This is a genomic window from Plantibacter sp. lyk4-40-MEA-4, from assembly GCF_030209415.1.
Taxonomy (GTDB): domain Bacteria; phylum Actinomycetota; class Actinomycetes; order Actinomycetales; family Microbacteriaceae; genus Plantibacter; species Plantibacter flavus_A.
The window spans coordinates 23,472-39,981 of the sequence record NZ_JARVSA010000008.1; the positions used below are offsets into that span (position 1 = coordinate 23,472).

At 67.2% G+C, this 16,510-nt stretch carries 13 protein-coding genes; 6 read left to right on the forward strand and 7 right to left on the reverse strand.

Going from position 1 to position 16,510, the window contains the following annotated elements:
- Nucleotides 1-7 precede the first annotated feature (7 nt).
- Nucleotides 8-5,131 (forward strand): NACHT domain-containing protein, encoded by a 5,124-nt coding sequence (locus tag QRN44_RS14545; protein ID WP_285039472.1) that lies wholly within the window; start codon nt 8-10, stop codon nt 5,129-5,131.
- An 826-nt stretch (nt 5,132-5,957) separates the two neighbouring features.
- Here QRN44_RS14545 and QRN44_RS14550 read toward each other — a convergent pair.
- Together QRN44_RS14550 and QRN44_RS14555 are read right to left on the reverse strand one after the other, a co-directional pair.
- Nucleotides 5,958-7,685, reverse strand: coding sequence for a hypothetical protein (locus QRN44_RS14550; protein ID WP_285039473.1), 1,728 nt, complete (start codon nt 7,683-7,685; stop codon nt 5,958-5,960).
- A gap of 743 nt (nt 7,686-8,428) precedes the next feature.
- Nucleotides 8,429-8,803 (reverse strand): winged helix-turn-helix transcriptional regulator, encoded by a 375-nt coding sequence (locus tag QRN44_RS14555; RefSeq protein WP_121290446.1) that lies wholly within the window; start codon nt 8,801-8,803, stop codon nt 8,429-8,431.
- 119 nt (nt 8,804-8,922) lie between these two features.
- On the opposite strand from QRN44_RS14555, the gene QRN44_RS14560 reads away from it, so the two are divergent.
- The gene (locus QRN44_RS14560; RefSeq protein ID WP_285039474.1) at nt 8,923-9,288 is read left to right on the forward strand and encodes a DoxX family protein; all 366 of its coding nucleotides are present in this window, start codon (nt 8,923-8,925) and stop codon (nt 9,286-9,288) included.
- Between the two features lie 34 nt (nt 9,289-9,322).
- Here the strand turns inward: QRN44_RS14560 and QRN44_RS14565 are convergent, their stop codons facing one another.
- Nucleotides 9,323-10,285 carry a zinc-dependent alcohol dehydrogenase family protein gene (locus tag QRN44_RS14565; RefSeq protein ID WP_285039475.1) on the reverse strand — a complete coding sequence of 321 codons (963 nt, stop codon included), beginning with the start codon at nt 10,283-10,285 and terminating at the stop codon, nt 9,323-9,325.
- Nucleotides 10,286-10,371: 86 nt separating this feature from the next.
- Between QRN44_RS14565 and QRN44_RS14570 the strand changes: the two genes are divergently transcribed.
- Complete coding sequence (locus QRN44_RS14570) at nt 10,372-11,001, forward strand: TetR/AcrR family transcriptional regulator (RefSeq protein ID WP_285039476.1); 630 nt, start codon at nt 10,372-10,374, stop codon at nt 10,999-11,001.
- A 73-nt stretch (nt 11,002-11,074) separates the two neighbouring features.
- On the opposite strand, the gene QRN44_RS14575 is transcribed toward QRN44_RS14570, so the two are convergent.
- Nucleotides 11,075-11,626 (reverse strand): AAA family ATPase, encoded by a 552-nt coding sequence (locus QRN44_RS14575; protein ID WP_285039477.1) that lies wholly within the window; start codon nt 11,624-11,626, stop codon nt 11,075-11,077.
- Between the two features lie 132 nt (nt 11,627-11,758).
- Nucleotides 11,759-12,142 (reverse strand): VOC family protein, encoded by a 384-nt coding sequence (locus QRN44_RS14580; RefSeq protein ID WP_285039478.1) that lies wholly within the window; start codon nt 12,140-12,142, stop codon nt 11,759-11,761.
- A 97-nt stretch (nt 12,143-12,239) separates the two neighbouring features.
- Between QRN44_RS14580 and QRN44_RS14585 the strand changes: the two genes are divergently transcribed.
- Nucleotides 12,240-13,229 (forward strand): helix-turn-helix transcriptional regulator, encoded by a 990-nt coding sequence (locus QRN44_RS14585; RefSeq protein WP_285039479.1) that lies wholly within the window; start codon nt 12,240-12,242, stop codon nt 13,227-13,229.
- 121 nt (nt 13,230-13,350) lie between these two features.
- On the opposite strand, the gene QRN44_RS14590 is transcribed toward QRN44_RS14585, so the two are convergent.
- Nucleotides 13,351-14,271, reverse strand: a complete 921-nt coding sequence (locus tag QRN44_RS14590) for an SDR family oxidoreductase (RefSeq protein ID WP_285039480.1) — start codon at nt 14,269-14,271, stop codon at nt 13,351-13,353.
- A 174-nt stretch (nt 14,272-14,445) separates the two neighbouring features.
- Here QRN44_RS14590 and QRN44_RS14595 point away from each other — a divergent pair, with 174 nt between their 5' ends.
- Both QRN44_RS14595 and QRN44_RS14600 read left to right on the forward strand, forming a co-directional pair.
- Nucleotides 14,446-15,303, forward strand: coding sequence for a helix-turn-helix transcriptional regulator (locus QRN44_RS14595; protein WP_285039481.1), 858 nt, complete (start codon nt 14,446-14,448; stop codon nt 15,301-15,303).
- Between the two features lie 161 nt (nt 15,304-15,464).
- Nucleotides 15,465-16,025 carry an NADPH-dependent FMN reductase gene (locus QRN44_RS14600; protein WP_121290461.1) on the forward strand — a complete coding sequence of 187 codons (561 nt, stop codon included), beginning with the start codon at nt 15,465-15,467 and terminating at the stop codon, nt 16,023-16,025.
- 121 nt (nt 16,026-16,146) lie between these two features.
- Here QRN44_RS14600 and QRN44_RS14605 read toward each other — a convergent pair whose 3' ends face one another.
- A complete protein-coding gene (locus QRN44_RS14605) occupies nt 16,147-16,470 on the reverse strand; it encodes a YciI family protein (RefSeq protein ID WP_285039482.1) in 324 nt (107 codons plus the stop codon).
- Nucleotides 16,471-16,510 lie beyond the last annotated feature (40 nt).

Genomic DNA, 16,510 nt, shown 5'->3' on the forward strand with positions numbered 1-16,510 from the left:
TGGCAGTGTGACGAATAGTCAATTCGAACTGCCAGCGACACTGTGGTCCATCCCGGATGGTCCGTGGCCGGACCCGCCTGTGCAGACCAGGCCGGCGCTGCTGCCTGTTGGAGAGCTGACTCCGGAGAATGCTGAACGTCTGTTCACGCGCATGCTGGAAAACGAAGCACACATCGAGCATGCAATTCTGTACGGTCTGCCTGGACAGGCCCAGGCAGGAATCGACGTCTATGCGCGCACGACACCCTCGCTGGACGCCGCCGCCACGGTGGCGCGAAGCTTCGTGGCCCTGCAGTCACGCCGGGTGAAAGACCTCACCGCCGCGTCAATCACCTCAGCGGTCACTGACTTCCTCGCCGGTGAGTGGGCGGACCGGTGCTCCCGGTTCTACTACGCCACGAGCTCATCGCTCCGCGACACAAAACTGGATGCCGTCGTCCGGTCTGCGCACGACACCCTCGCTGGGCAGGGCATCGAGTTCGTGCCGTGGGGAGCGGAGGAGGTCGCGGCCCGGCTCCGCGATCACCCTCGCTTAGTGGATGACTTTTTCGGACGGGCTTGGGTGACCGCGTTCTGTGGCGAGGACCGCGCCGCGGAGCTTTCCCGGCGGATCACCCCTGAGAAGGCACGCGCGGCTCGCGACGCCCTCGGAGCCCTCTACCGGGCCGCGTTCCGGGCGCAGGGAGCCTCGCCGACGGTCACCGGCACGCACACGCAGGGTCTGCCGTATCTGATTCTCGATACGCAACCAGCGACCGAGAACACCACAGCACGAGTCACTGCCTCCGAGTCGGAGCAGACGGAGCAACTGCTATCGATCCAGCCGCTCGATGAGTACGCAGGCACTCCTCGGCGGATGCGCCGCCGCATCCGCCGGCAGGCGCGGCGAGACCCGGTCCGATCGGCGGATACGGATCTGGCGCGCACTCGTGTCGACGAATGGATCGAGTCCGCGCGACTGCGGCTCCTGATCGGCGCACCCGGGTCGGGCAAGTCCAGCTTCCTGATGTTCACCGCCGTGGATATCCTCGCTACCGAGCCGCAGTCCGCGGCGCTGCAGCGGGCACACGGCGGCGACTTGCCTTTGTGGCTCCCGTTCGGTTTCCTGTGTCGTCACCTCGACGGATCCACCACGAACTCGGTTGTCTCGGCCATTCGGGCGTGGGTCACCCAGCAGGGTGGACCGTCGGCATGGGATCTCACCCAGCCGGCTCTCGATGATGAACGGGCGATCCTGCTCGTCGACGGCATCGACGAGTGGAACGACCCCGCCTCCGCCGAGTACGCGCTCGGGCTTCTCGAATCGTTCGTATCCCAGCGTCGCATCGGCGCGATCCTCACCGCCCGCCCGTACGCGGTGGACCGGTTGAACTGGGTGGAGCCATGGGCGAAAGCGGTCCTCGCACCTCTCACTCGCACGCAGCAGGTCGACCTGGTCACGCGGGTGTTGTCCGAGTCCGACACGATCGGTGTGGATGGGCCCTCCAGCCCGCAAGCGGAGTCGTTTCTAGCCGAACTGACTCAGATCCCGGCGTTGAGCGCGCTTCTGGGTACGCCGCTATTCCTCGGGCTGCTGGCGAAGTCGTGGCGAGGTGAGTCGTTGCCGCCGCAACGGTTCCATCTGTTCTCCGCGCTCGTCCAGCTTCTGGTGGACAAACATCCGCAGATGCGCCGCCGCGCCTCCTCCGCGGCGGGATCAGAATTCTCCACCGGCGACATGCTCACTGTGCTGCGTGGCGTCGCCTATAAGGCGCGGGTCGAGGGCGGCTCGACAATCCGGCAACGGCAGGAGATGGAGCGACGGTTCCGGGAGGAGCTTCGCCGCGATGACGGGCTGGCGTACCCGGCGGCTGACGCAGCCAGGGTCGCGACAGCCGTGCTGTCGCAGGCGGAGGACGAATACGGTCTGCTGGTCCCGCAAGGCGTCGGCATGGTCGGGTTCTTGCATCGAGTTCTGCTCGACCAGCTTGCTGGCGAGCACCTGGCTACCCTCTCACCTGAGGAGCAGGAGAGTGCCCTGACCGCGCGGGCCGGCGACCCCACGTGGCGGGATGTGCTCATCGCCGGGCTTGCTACGCAGGTCAACACGCACGTGAACGCATCCCTGCTCGCCCGGCTCAGCGAGCACCCCGAGGTGGACCCGGTCGACAAGTACGAACTGATCGCCGACGCCATCGCCGCCAACGTCGCGCTCACCACGCCGAAGCAGTCGCAATGGGTGACGGAGATCATCGACCGGGTTGACGAGCACGCTAACGCCGACCACCGGGCCACCTTGATCGCGTCGTTGGTCTCTATGACGAAACACGCATCGCTGCGACCGCTGCTGCTTACAACGTTCAGGCGATGGCTCAACGCCGCGCACCCTGAGCCGACGTCCCCGCTGTGGATGCTCCGCGACGCCGCGGTCGTGGACACGGGGGTCCTGCCTGCGCTGTTGTGGGGACTGCGGCACGAGGAGGAGACTGTGCAGCTGAACGCGGCCCATGCCATCGCCATCCGATACTCCGGCGACGCGACAATCGGCGACCGCATCGAGGCGAGCGTCCGGGACGGTGCGACGGCCATCGACCAGGCGTTCGCGTTGCTGTGCCTGGGAACTGGGTGGCCGGACTGGCCGCAGCTGCCCGCTCTCCTGGAGTGGGCGAGAGCGCAGATCACCCCGGAACTGCGGGTTTGCGCTTTGCACCTACTGCGGGACGCCGCGGGAGGGAGGTTTGATCACCTCACCGCTGCGGAGAAGCAGTGGTTCGGGGGGTTCCTGCGGCACGAGGGGTTGCGGCCGCGGGAGCACTGGAAGGATCTCGCTATCCCGTTCTTGCAGCATGCGCTGTCCGAGGAGCCGAGCGAGGCGCTGTTCGTCCTGGAGACCTTGTCCGGAAACGGCGAGAACGGCGGCGACCGGTCGATGGCCTGGCTGCTGGCGTGCACCACGTTCAGCGGCGACGACGCGATTAAGAGCTGGGTGGCGAGCGAGTTGGAACACCCCGACCGCCACGGACTTTTGCTGCACAACCTCGCACTTATCCCCGAGTCGTGGCGCGCGGACCCAGCTTTCGCGCGCAGTGCAGCGGCGACCATTCGGGAAGAGGCACCGAAACCTCCGTTCAACGACGGGGTCATCGCCCTCGCTGAATCGTTACCCGACGACGACGCGCTCGATGTGCTCCTGCCCGCCCTGGACTCGTGGCGTCCGGTCCGTACCGGGGCAGCGCTGCTACGACGTTTTGGGGAGCGTCCCGAGGTGCGCGCAGTGTTCGATGAGCGCCTGCATGGGCCTCTCGAGTCGGCGGCGCCACTCGCGCCGCTCGCGCTGAAGGCGCTCGGTGCCGCGGAAGGGTTCCGGGTGCTCGTCGGGTTGTTGCGGTCCTCGGCCGATGAGGGCGACGGAGAAGCGAAGGTCGTAGTGGCGATGGCCGTCGCTGAAGCGTGGGCCCAGTTCACCACCACCCCGGAGTGCCCTGAGTCCGCCGCAATCTTGCGTGACTACGATCCGGACGAACTCGCGACACGCTGCACAGCCGTCGGAACAGGACACCTCACCTGGCATGTCGACGCGATCATCGCCGCGTGGCCGGCGCACGAGCTGGTAGTCACATTCGCGTTGCAGGCGCTGCAGCATCCCCGGCACCTCAGCAGCGGTATCCATGACCCGGCGCCCCCGGCGATTGTCCGCGCGTACGGTGCCCGCGCCGACGCCACCGCCAACATGATGATGGATGCGGTTCTCAATCAGCTCGGCTACCTGCCACCGCATTTGAGGGAGGTTCTCGTCGATGCGCTGACCCGCTCCGATCTGACTCCCGCCACGTTGCGCGATATTGTCGGATACTGGGGTGAGGATCCGGATGTGTGGGTACAGCGCGCGGCACTGACCGGCCTGATCCGTCGTGTGGAGCGGTATCGGATATCGCCGAACGCCGAGCACGTACAGACCGATGAGGCCACCGACTGGCTGCGGGCACAGGTGCAAGCCGAACTCTGCGGGTACGGTCCGGCTCTAGAAGACCGCCGACAGAACGGGTGGGTGGGGATGCTTCTGCTCAGTGATCTCGGACTGCATGACGGGCTCCTGGAGACCATCGGGGAAGCTACCCGGCCCGGCGTGCACCTTCGACACCTGTTCGGCGGCGTCGACCGGGAACTGGTCGACCTTCTCAACGCCAACTGGGACGAGGTATCTGCTCACTTCGGTGAGGACCTGTTCGCGCTGCTGTCAGCCTCCAACGGCAGGGATGTCCGCGAGGACGCGCGGGCAAGCGTGCTCGGCCAGCTCAGCATGAGCTCATCACCGCATCCCTCGATCAACGAGCTAATCCGTGCGGAGGCGGACTCGAACCCTCAGTTCCGCAATAGCGCCGAGCATCTGCTTTGGTCGCATCGCGGTGGGCGCCGTGATCTCGACCTCTTCATCGCGTGCCTGACAAACGCGAGCTCCGCCACCTCACGCCGGGGTGAGACGAACGAGGTCTATAACCTATTGGTCGATTCAGACTCGTGGCAGATTCCCGCCGACACGCTCCGCGAAGCGCTGACGCAGGAGCCCGGTTTCGACACCGACCCGAAACTTCGGGCGTTATTCTGCGAGCTGTTCCCGACCGACGAACGCAGTCGCACGATGTTTGTCGATCTGGAGGCCTGGTTCCGCGTCGACGACCCACGGGAACGTCGCGAGTGGATCGACTCGCTCGCCGTCGCCGTGCGGTCCTCCCCACCCCGCGCGCTGCCCGTGATCGTCGAACGGGCCCATCATCAGATCATGCTCCGGGACGCCCCCGACCTGTTTCCCCTGCTAACCGGGCCGCTGCTGCGCCGACTCCGCCACGACCCGGACGCTGTCACTGCACTTCGAGCCGCGATCCAAGACCCTGCCGCTGTGGATTCCGCCACGCCGATCTGGGCGCTGACGCCTGCGGGTGGGCGGACCCACGACCCGGTCTTAGATACGCAACGGACCTACCTGTTGGCAACCGTGCTCGACCACGTCGGACTACTCGATGAAAGCTCCGCGACGATAGCTCGGGAATTGCTTACCGTCACCAACCCGGATGTGGTGGTCCAAGATCCGTTCACCGGGGCCGAACGTCCCGCGCACGCGGCAGCGGTCACCCTCACCAGGCACGCGCCATAGAGGGTTGAACCCAGCTACAGGCGGCACGCTGGTGCTGGGCTGGGAGGCCGGTCGGGTGCTCTTGGAGATCGTTGCGAACAATCTCCCTGCGTAGTTGCCGGTCCTGACGTGGCTAGCGCGGCGGCACCTGCGCACTTTGCCGGATGGCCCGACGTCGCTCGTACACAACGAGTCCGGGAAATGGCCCGGATGCTCGACAAAGTCGACTTGCCGCCACCTGTTTGGGTCAAGGCCGATCATCCAGTCTGCTTCTTACTGGGTCTGGGGTGACCCAAGTCGTTGCCCCCTATGGGCTGTTGAGTACGGCGTCGTCTGGGGGCGTGGGGAGCTTGTGGGTGACATGTTCGGTGTTGGCGGATACGTCGACGTGGAGGTAGGTGAACCCTGCGGCGATGTCGTGGTGAGGACGTCCTCGCTCGGCCGGACCTCGACCATCAGATGTTGGTCGACGTTGCGGGCGTATTGGACCGTATTGATGAGTTCGGCGCCGGACGTGGGCGTGGGCGTGAAAAGTGCCAGGTAGGTGGCCTTGTCGTGGAGCTGCTTTGTGAGTAGGTCGTTGAGGTTTTGCTCCGACCGAGCCAGGCGCGGGCGTGCATGCCGAGGTCGCCGCCTCGGGCGGTCGCTGCGTAGTACGCGGCGACGTCGTTCTGAATGTCCACCATCACCTTGCGCAGGCGCGGCTCTCCAGCGGGGTGATGGTCAGTGGCGAGGTCTTCATCGTTCGTGTCCTCGGGTCTTGTACGTGTTCGTCGAATGTTGCGAACGGCGGCGGGCAGGATCGTCGTTTCTGGAGTTGCCAAACGCCCACGCTGGCCTGTGGGTTCTAGCCAGACTGCGACATGTCACCAGCGGAGGGAGAGCCGGGGTCTAGTGAATCGAACGTGAAGAGGAAAAGCAGCTGAGCGGCCACCTGCAAGATGACCACTACGTCGAGGTGAGTTAGCCGCTCGAGGAATCCGTGTAGGTACTCGTTGCGGATGTTGAATCCGAGCTGGTCTGTCAGCGCGAAGTCCCAGAACCGTCCGAAGCGCGCCCCATTTTCTAACGCAGGAGTGAGGTCGCGGATAAGGCCGCCGAGGGTCTTGAATACGTTGGCAGCGCCAGCGGCATTGTAGATCGAGACTTGCGCTTCAATAGCGAACGTGCGGATAGCCGCTTCGATCGTCGGGAGTACAACGCCCGCGGGATCAACGTCACCTCGGAGGAACGCATCGAAGGCATGTGAGACCCGCTCAGCGCCGATGGTGGTGAATAGCGGCGAGCGCGTGCATTTGTCGCGGAGGGCAGCAACGCATTCCGGACGATTGAGGAGGACGAGTAGTCCCGGTCCGATGACGAGCTGGAACTGATACTCATACAGCCGTCGATCTTCCTTGTGGTGACGGTAACGGACGATGTCGTCGTCAGAGTTGGCCTGGAAGCTCACATGGCCGGCCCGGTTTACCTCGGTGATTGTCGCGATCTGGTCCACGATCTGGAACTCGTATGGCGGGCGTTCGCTGCTTGGGAGAAACTCCGGTGCCTTGCTTGCCCAGATCGCCCACGCCTGTTCTGGCGGTGATGTCCCCAGGAGTCCGAGGAAACGTTCGACCTGGCCGCGAGTCTCGTCGTCTAGCTTCCATGAGAACTCGCTCGTTTTGAAGTCGTAATCCTCGGGGCGGATCTGGGAGAGAGCACTGCTGGCCTCACCAGCTACGTCTCTGAGACCCTGCGCACGCGCGGTGGCGAGGATTTGCCGTAGCATTGCCTCCTTCAGAAACCCTTCACGGGAATCTGCCTGTGCGACCAGCGCACGAAGGTGCTCTGCGACGATGTAGTCAGCGTCATCTTTGGACTCCTGGAGTGTGGCCAGGAATAGAGCGAGCTCGCGCCGCAGATGCCAATCGCCCTCGAACAGCGGGAGCGCTGCGCGCACCCGCGCATCTGCCTCCGACTTGGACCCTCCGCAAAAGACGAGATATTCCAGCGTCCGCAGAATGGTGCCACCCTCAGAGTTCTCTGCTGTTGTAGCCGCGAGCGATTCGTCGGCGATCTCAAGCAGTCTTGTTCGAGCGGCATCCTGTCTGCTCGTATCGTCAAGACGCCGCCCAACAACGAACGCCCTCGCTGCGAGGAGGTACTGCTCGACGCGATCAAGGTTCGGGTCGCGCGCGAGGTGAAGGTAGGCATCCGCGGAGATGGAGCCCACTTCCGTCTGGTTCGCGCGGTAGCTGTAGGTGAGGTCGCCGATGTGCGCTCGTACGAGCGCGCTCGCCGCAGGCGATTGCGCCGCGTCGAGAAGAACCTCAAAGTCGAGAGTGCGCGGGTCAGTTCGGCCTTCCTCGTACTGTCGCTGCCAGTACGGGCGACGCAGCGGTGCATCATCCTCATAGAGCCGAACACTTTGGGAGAACCCGCGGAGGAGCGCGACCGCCGCTGGTGTTTCGGTCGCCTTGAGATGCGCGATCAGTGCGGAGACCGCATCCTCGCGCCGCTTCGCATCCGACAGTAGGGCAAGGGCAGCGATCAGCCCGCTGCTCGCGTCGTTGGCGTCGCCTGCGAGCTTAGACACCTGGAGCGCCTCCCACCCGCGCGATCTCGTTCCACTCGTCGATCCGTGTCAGGAGCATGTTGCTGAGTTCGCGTGCCGTCGTGGAGTGGAGGTAGTGCCGCACTCCGTGGATCGTGACCTCGAGGCACTCCGTTTCCTCAGCTCCGGTCAACTCGACCGCGACGTGGCCATCGGGCCAGTTCTGTGGCGCTGCTGGCTCGTGGGTCTCTCTGATCAGGATTTTCGCAGGCTTCTTGCCTCTGTGACTCATCGTGCACCTCCCGCAACTTCGCTTTGTCATTCATGATCCCGTACCCGGCGGCCTGCGCCCAACGACCGAAAAGCGGACTGCCCGCAGCAGCGATGCGCTACCCAGCCAGGTAGAAGCCAGCGGGACGCGCATAGGCCGGGCCAGAGGCGGCTGTAGCCGAGATAATGTGGGTGGCATTGCAGCGAATACAACGCTGCTTGCGCCGCAGCATACCTTTGTCGCTAGAGCGGGGATAGCTGCGCCTTCCGTGTAGTCGAATTGAGGTCGTTGGACCCGCCGAGCGCCGGGACCTGATGCACGCAATACATGCAATCTACGATGTGAAATAAGGCCGTGTGAGGGCAAAGAAGCTTGGGAAGTCAAGTATCTGGGCTGAACAGTCCACCTGGGGGTCACGGGGTCGCAGGTTCAAATCCTGTCAGCCCGACCAGGAAGTCCCGGAAGCCGTCTGGTTTCCGGGACTTTTTCCGTTGGTCCGCACCACGCCCGGCGCTCAGGACCGCTCGTCGAACGCCCTGCGGCTCGCCTCGATCGTCGGGACGTGCTCACCGGCCCACTCGGCGAGCGCCACCGCGTGCGGGATGAGCGATTCGGCGAGGTCTGTCAGCTCGTACTCGACCCGTGGCGGCACTTCGGCGAAGGTGGTGCGGGTGACGAGCCCGTCGCGCTCGAGGTTCCTGAGGGTGAGGGTGAGCATGCGTCGGGAGATGCCCGGGACGCGCTGCTCGAGCTCGGTGAACCGGAACGGGCCGTCGTGAAGCGTCGCGATGAGGAGCAGCGCCCACTTGTCGGCGATGCGGTCGAGCAGCGACCGGATGGCCTTGCCCTGGTCGCCCCGGACGGAACACAGCCTCTGGTAGCGGAACACGGCACTCCTCGCGGCTCGGTCACACGCGTGTGCCTTTTGTACGCCGGTCCGATCCGGTCCACACTTGCGTTGGTTACCTATCGTAACCATCAACGCACACACGCACTCGGAGGTTGCACATGGTCATCGCCTACTGGATCGTCGCAGGACTGCTCGCGGTCATGTATCTGTACTCGGGCGGCATGAAGCTCGTCCGCTCGGCTGATCAGTTGCGCCCCATGATGGCCTGGGTCGACACGATGCCGCTGTGGACCGTCCGTGTGATCGGCGCCCTCGAGATCCTGGGCGTGGTCGGCCTGATCCTGCCCCCGCTCGTGGGCGTCCTCACCTGGCTGACCGTCGCGGCCGCGGTCGGCCTCGTCCTCGTGCAGATCGGTGGCATCACCGTGCACGTGCGCCGCGGCGAGTTCCGGGTCCTCGGGCTGAACGTTGCCCTGCTCGTGCTCGCCGCCGTCGAGGTCTGGCTGGCGACGATCTGGCTGTAGCGGTGGCGGATCGGTGCCTGCCTCGTCAACCGACTCAGGGGACGAGCACGATGCGCCCGAACACGTCCCCGGCGTCCATGAGCCGGTGCGCCTCGGCTGCGTCGCTCAGCGGCATGGTGTCGTGGACCACCGGCGACAGTGCGCCTCGGATGGCATCGTCGAACACCTCGGCTCGCACCCGGGCGAGTTCCTCGCGCGGCACGGTGTCGAGGCTCAGAGTTCCGAAGGTGATCGATCGGCGGAAGCCGGCCAGGAGAGCCGTGCCGAAGTCGGCGGGCGGGAACCCGCCCACCACGCCCACGGCGATCAGGCGGCCGTTCGGCGAGAGCCGCTCGATGAACCGGGGGAGGTCGGGGCCGCCGACGATGTCGAGGATGACGTCGAACTCCGCCGGGGCATCCGCATCGCCTGCGCCGGAGCGGTCGAGCACGTGGGTGGCACCGAACGCCCGCAGACGTTCCCCGCGTTCCGGGGACGACGTGGTGACGGCGATGACCCCGGCGCCGGCACGAGCGGCCAGCTCGACGCCGGCCAGGCCGATACTCCCGGCGGCGCCGCGCACGAGGACGGATTCGCCCTCGGTCAGGCGAGCGCGATCGAGCGCGAAGTGCGCGACCGGGAACGCGCTGCCCAGCGTGACCGCCTGGACGGACGTCAGGTCGGACGGCAGCTCGACGATCTCGTCGGCGCGCGCGGTCACGTACTCGGCGTACGCACCCGAGGTCCCCGTGAACGCCCAGACCCGTCGACCGACCCACGCGGGATCGACGTCCGGCCCGGTCGCGGCGACGACGCCGGCGGCTTCACTTCCCGGGATCATCCCCGAGTCCCGGGTGGCTTCGGTAATCCCGCCCCGGCGGATCACGACGTCGACCCCGCCGACGCCTGCGGCCTCCGTCCGAACGAGGACCTCACCGGCCCCGGGCGTTGGTACCGGCAGGTCTGCCACCTCCATCCCACTCGGGTCGCCGAAGGTCCGGATGATCACTGCGCGCATGGGTGCACTCCGTTTCGCGGCGGGGGATCTGACCCGCCTCCCGAAACGTAACGGACGCACCCGTCCACTTGAGTAATGTGAGACACATGTCCGCGACACTGCCTCAGAACCTGCGTTCCGACGCGCAGGAGAACCGTGACCGCGTCCTCGCCGCAGCCCGCGATCTGTTCGGGACGGACGGCCTCCACGTGACGATGCGGGAGATCGCCCGCCGAGCCGGTGTCGGGCCGGCCACCCTCTACCGACGGTTCCCGACCAAAGCCGATCTCGTCAGAGCCGCCTTCGTGGACGAGCTCGGCGCCTGCCGCTCGATCGTGGTCGACGCCCTCGCGGACGTCGACCCCTGGCGTGCCTTCCGCAGCATCATCGAGGAGGTCCTGGTCCTCAACGCCCGCAACCAGGGGTTCACGGACGCGTTCCTCGCCGCCTACCCCGATGCCGTCGACTTCCGGACCCAGCGCGAACAGGCCGTGCGGGCGATCACCGCCGTCGCTCGTCGTGCCATCGACGCCGGCGCGCTGCGCCCGGACTTCGTCCTCGACGACTTCCTCGTGGTCCTGCTCGCGGCTCGCGGACTCTCGACGACGACGGAGACGGAGCGCGTCCGAGCTGCACGACGCTACGCCGCACTCGTGATCGACGGATTGCGTGCGTCCGACCGGCACGGACCGCTGCCTCCAGCGCCGCGACTCATCCCGAGCGTCATCCCGGCGTAGGCGTGTGCCCGTGCCCGCGGTGACCCGGATGACCACCACCCGGCACCGAGTCGTGGGCGTGTCCGGTGGCAGGTCAGCGCTGCTGCGACGCGACCAGAGCCTCCAGGGTGGCCAATCGGTCTGACGGGTCGCCGATGATCTCGGCGACCGTGACGTGGTCGGCGATGAGATCGGGGTCGTCGACGAGATCGAGCAGGACGGCGTTCATGGCCGTCCGCAGCTCCAGGTCTTCGTCCGCGCCGACGTGGATCCCGTCGTTCGGCGTCAACGGAAGGACCACCAGCACATCCACCGTCTGGAGCGCCGCGGCGGCGCGCGTGTTCGCCCGCTCGAGGAACCCGGTGTCGAGGTCGGTGCCGGACAGTTCCGCTGACGCGAGGAGGTATGCGAGGAAGTCGAGTGGCCCGCGTTCGGCGATGACGTCGCCGTCATTCGACTCGTCCAGCAGCCGGTCCGCCGAGAGGCGTAGCTGGGCGGCGAACATGGCGCTGCTCGGGACGTCCCCGGCGTCCTCCACGAGGTCGAACACCTCCCCGAGGACCGTGAACTCCGGGTGGCGGAGCGCGAAGTCCGCGATGAGGGTGCTCTTCCCGCTGGCGTGGGTGCCCGACACGACGATCTTCACGGGACCGAGGATAGACCGTGTTCCGCTCGCCGGCTCTGGCGTGTCAGCTGATGAGCTGCTCGGACTCCTCCCACATCCGGCGAGCGTGTCATCCCGGCGTAGGTCGTGGGCGCACGTCACGAGGCGACGCGTTCACCCTGCGTCAACGGTGATCGGGGTGAAGACGTTGACGAGGTTCCCGTCGGGGTCGCGGAACAGCAGCGACCGGTTGCCCCACGGCATGGTCGTCGGCTCGTTCACGAACGTCTCCACGACGCCCTGCAGCCTCGTGTAGACCGCGTCGACGTCCTCGACGAGCAGATCGAGGATGACGGATCGGTTGGCACGCGGTGCGGCGGCGTCCTCGCCCAACAGTGGGATGGTCGCCGAACTGGCGATGGCGAGCGTGCCGGTGTCGGTGCGCACCTCAGCGAACAACGGGTGCAATCGTGCCGCGGTCGCACCGGTGACCCGTTCGTAGAACGCGACCAGGGTGTCGACGTCGTCGGTGATGATCCGGGTGGCTGCGAGCTGCATGCGTGTCTCCTTGGCAGTTGGGGTGCCCCCGCGGGTGCGGCGGCGTTGACGACGATAGAACTGATACCGGACCGATTTCGCCCGGTATTCTCAGGAGATGGGACATCCCGGCTCGCCGACTGCTCGAGCGCTGCAGCTGCTCGAGTTGCTGCAGTCCGCTGAGATCCGCAGCGTGCCAGAGCTCGCCGAGCGGTTGGGCGTGGACGAACGGACCGTGCGCCGCTCCGTGCAGCGTCTCGTGGACATGGATGTCCCGATCGAGTCGGTGCGCGGTCGCTACGGCGGGTACCGCCTCGCCGTCGGCCGACGCGTGTCGCCGATCATCCTCACTGACGAGGAAGCGGTCGCCGTCTTCCTCGGCTTGAACGAAGCCCAGTCGTCCTCGGACTCCCCGGACGTCGCAGCGCAGATCGCCCTCGCGAAGATCCGACGATCCCTCTCGGCCGCGTCCGTGGACCGCCTCGAGGCGGTCCTGCAGGCCGCAGCACGGAGGCCGAAGCGCCACGACGTGCCCGACGCGGGAGTCCTGCTCACCGTGTCGGACGCGATCCGAGCGAGACGCCCCGTTGAACTGCGCTACCGCGACGCGGAGGACACGCCCTCGCGTCGCACGGTGCATCCGTTCGAGCTGCTCGTCCATGCCGGTCGTTGGTACCTGGACGCGTTCGACGTCGAGCGAGCGGAGGAACGCACCTTCCGTATCGACCGCATCCGATCGGCGCGGGCGCTGCCCGGCGTCGTCCCGGACCCGGTTGCTCGAGCGAAGCGCCCTCCACTCGTCGATCGCTTCGCGGGGGCGGACTACCGATGGCACGTCCGGTTGCGCATCCAGGCGAGCGTCGCGCAGATCCGGGCCCACTTCCCGGAGAGCGTGGCCGTCGTGGAGTCGATCGATGACGCACCCACCTGGCATCGGGTCTCGATCCGAGCCAAACGCCTCGACTGGCTTCCAGCGGTGATCGCCGGGCTGGGGGATCATGCGGTGATCGTCGACGAGCCCGAGGATCTCCGCGAACTCCTCCACGCGACAGCGACGCGGATGCTCCGCATCGCACGCGGCGCGGCTGGGATGCCTCCGCTCCCGTAGGGCGCGACCATGCGAATCACGTCGAAGCACGCCGCCGGACGTCCGGGGTGGCGGTGACCGCCACGGGTTCCGGCGGGCGTGCTCAGAGCGCCGGCCGTCCGACTAGCGCCCAGCCGCCGCGTCACCGTCCGATGAGCCGCTCGGATTCGTCCCAGAGTCGACGGGCGTCGTCCAGGTTCCGCATCGGCGGCCAGAGTGCCGGGAGGAGCGCGGGTCGGCCACCCATCGTGCGGACCGGGCCGTAGAACTCGTCGCCTCGCGCGGTCGGTGCCGTCGCGGCCATGAGCGCGGGCTGAGCGGCACTCGACACCGTGCCTGCGACGCCGAGGCGTGAGAGCAGGCGGACCACACGACGGGCTCCGGTGTCGCGCTGTCGGCCCATGCCCGGCTGGGCGGCCAACAGGTTGGTGGGGGAGACGCCGGGGTGCGACAGGTTGCTCGAGACACCCCAGCCGCCGGCTCGGCTCCGAGCATCGAGTTCGCGGGCGAACAATGCCACGGCGATCTTGGACTGCTGATAGGCCCGCATCCCGTCGTAGCTGCTCTTCCAGTCGAGGTCGTCCCAGTTGATCGATCCGCTCCGGGCGGCGATGCTCGTCTGGTGCGTGACGCGCGCTCCACCGGCCTTGAGCAGCGGTAGCAGACCGAGGGTCAGCGCGAAGTGGCCGAGGTGGTTGACGCCGAACTGCAGCTCGAAGCCGTCCCGCGTCTCCTGCCGCTCGGGCGGCGTCATCACGCCGGCGTTGTTGATGAGCAGGTCGATCGGGCGGTCCTCGGCGGTGAGCTGCTCGACGAGCGCTGTGACGGAATCCAGGGAGGCGAGGTCCAGACTGCGGACCGACACCGTCGCGCCGGGAACCGCTGCACGGATGCCGTCGGCGACGTGCGCGCCCTTCGTGGTCGAGCGTACTGGCAGGACGACCTCGGCACCCGCCCGGGCGAGCTCGGTCGCGATGACCCGTCCGAGGCCGTCGCTCGCGCCGGTGACGACGGCGAACGACCCGGTCAGGTCGGGGATGGTGAACGCGGGTGTTCGTGGCATGGTCGTTCCTTCGTCGTGGGTGTCGCCGTGGTCCGGCGTGTGGGAACCACTCTCGACGGTCGGCTTCGGCAGGTCCAGGACCGGCTCATCCACTGATCGGCGATCCGTGGCTGGCACCGCTCTCGCACGATAGAAAGGAGGTCCACGGACCGCTGCACGACGAGGAGACGCGACATGATCGATCGGCACGGCCTGGCGACCTTCCTCAGCCACCGTCGGCACCAGCTGCAGCCGGAGGACGTCGGGCTCCCGCGCGGTCCGCGGCGACGGACTGACGGCCTCCGCCGCGAGGAGGTCGCGGCGCTCTGCAACATGTCGACCGACTACTACGCCCGGCTCGAGCGCGGCGTCGGGCCCCAACCGTCCGAGCAGATGATCGCCGCGATCGCGCAGGGCCTGCACCTCTCCCTCGATGAACGGGACCACGTCTTCCGGTTGGCCGGCCGCACGCCTCCCGCTCGTGGAACGCACGGCGACCACGTCGGTCCCGGTCTGCTGCGCATTCTCGACCGCCTACAGGACACTCCGGCGGAGATCATCAACGAACTCGGCGAGACGCTTCGCCAGACCCCGATGGCCGTCGCCCTCAACGGCGACGCCTCCCGGTTCACCGGGGACGACCGGAGCCTGGGCTACCGCTGGTTCACCGACCCGACCGCGAGCGCCGCCTACCCGCCTGCCGATCGTCTGCTGCTCTCGCGCGTGTACGCCGCCGGGCTCCGCGAGGTCGTCACGATGCGTGGACCCGAATCGCGTGCGGAACGCCTCGCGAACGCTCTGCTCGAGCAGAGCGCGACCTTCCGTGAGCTGTGGGCCGCGCAGGAGGTCGGTCTCCGGCCGACGGAGGTCAAGCGGTTCCTCCACCCCGAGGTCGGCGAGCTGGAACTGCACTGCCAGACGCTGCTGGACCCCGAGCAGTCACACCGGCTGCTCGTCTACACGGCCGAGCCCGGGAGTGAGAGCGCCGAGAAACTCCGACTCCTCGCCGTCATCGGCGCGCAGACCCTGCCAAGCGGGCCGGCCGTCTCCTGAGCACGACGCCGGGGTTCGCCGATCCCAGCACGCCCGGAGCCCTTCGGCAAGCCCCACCCCGGATGGGGACGCCTGCCCAGCCTCCCGGCTACAGTGCGAGCCAAGCACCACCACGTCCCGTGCTTCGCGGGACGGGCACGCACATCGAAGGAGAGCACCCCATGTCAGACCTCCGAATCGCCATCATCCTCGGCAGCACCCGCCCCGGCCGAAACGGCAAGGCCGTCGCCGACTGGGTCGTCGAGCAAGCCGCCGGTCGGAGCGCGAGCTACGAGCTCATCGACCTGCTCGACCACCCGCTGCCTCTCCTCGACGAGCCGACGCCGCCGTCGTTCGGGGCATACGAGAACGAGCACACGAAGGCCTGGGCGGCGACGATCGCGCCGTACGACGGATTCGTCTTCGTCACGCCCGAATACAACCACTCCACGTCCGCCGTCCTGAAGAACGCCATCGACTACCTGTACGCCGAGTGGAACAACAAGGCCGCCGCGTTCGTGGCGTGGGGCAGCCTCGGCGGTGCCCGCGCGATCGAGCACCTTCGCGGCATCAGCGCGGAACTGCAGATCGCGGATGTACGGCAGCAGCTGAGTTTCTCGCTCTTCACCGACTTCGAGGACTTCAGCACCTTCACGCCCGGGCCCCAGCACGCCGAAGCCGCCGGGGTGCTGTTCGACCAGCTCGAAGCGTGGGCAGGCGCCCTGAAGCCGCTCCGCGCCTGATCGAAGGACCGAACGCTCGGCGATTCCGCCTCCCTCGTCGGCCCGAGGTCGATGGGTCGACGCCGGCGGGCTCCTGGGACTCGTGGTCGGTGCCCGGGTGTCCGCTCAGCCCGTCGGCTTCCTACGCTCCCGGGAACGGGCGCAGCTCGAGGCGGCCGTTGCGGGCCATCGGGTGGCGGGCGGCGACGTCGATCGCCTCATCGAGGTCGGCGCACTCGAGGATGTCGAAGCCCCAGAGCGTGTCGGTCGCTCCCGGGATCGGGCCGTCGGTGACGAGTCGCTCACCGGCGCGCACACGGACGCCGCGCGCCTCGCTCGGGTCCAGCACGTCGCCGAGGAGACGCCTCCCCGTCGTGTCGAGCGCCTGGACCCAGTGGTCGACGTCCGCGTCATCGGCTGGCTCGTCGGGCACGGGGTCCGTGAGGACGAACATCATGAATCGCATACGTTTCTTCTCCTTCGACGCTCGCAAGAGCGCACTCGTG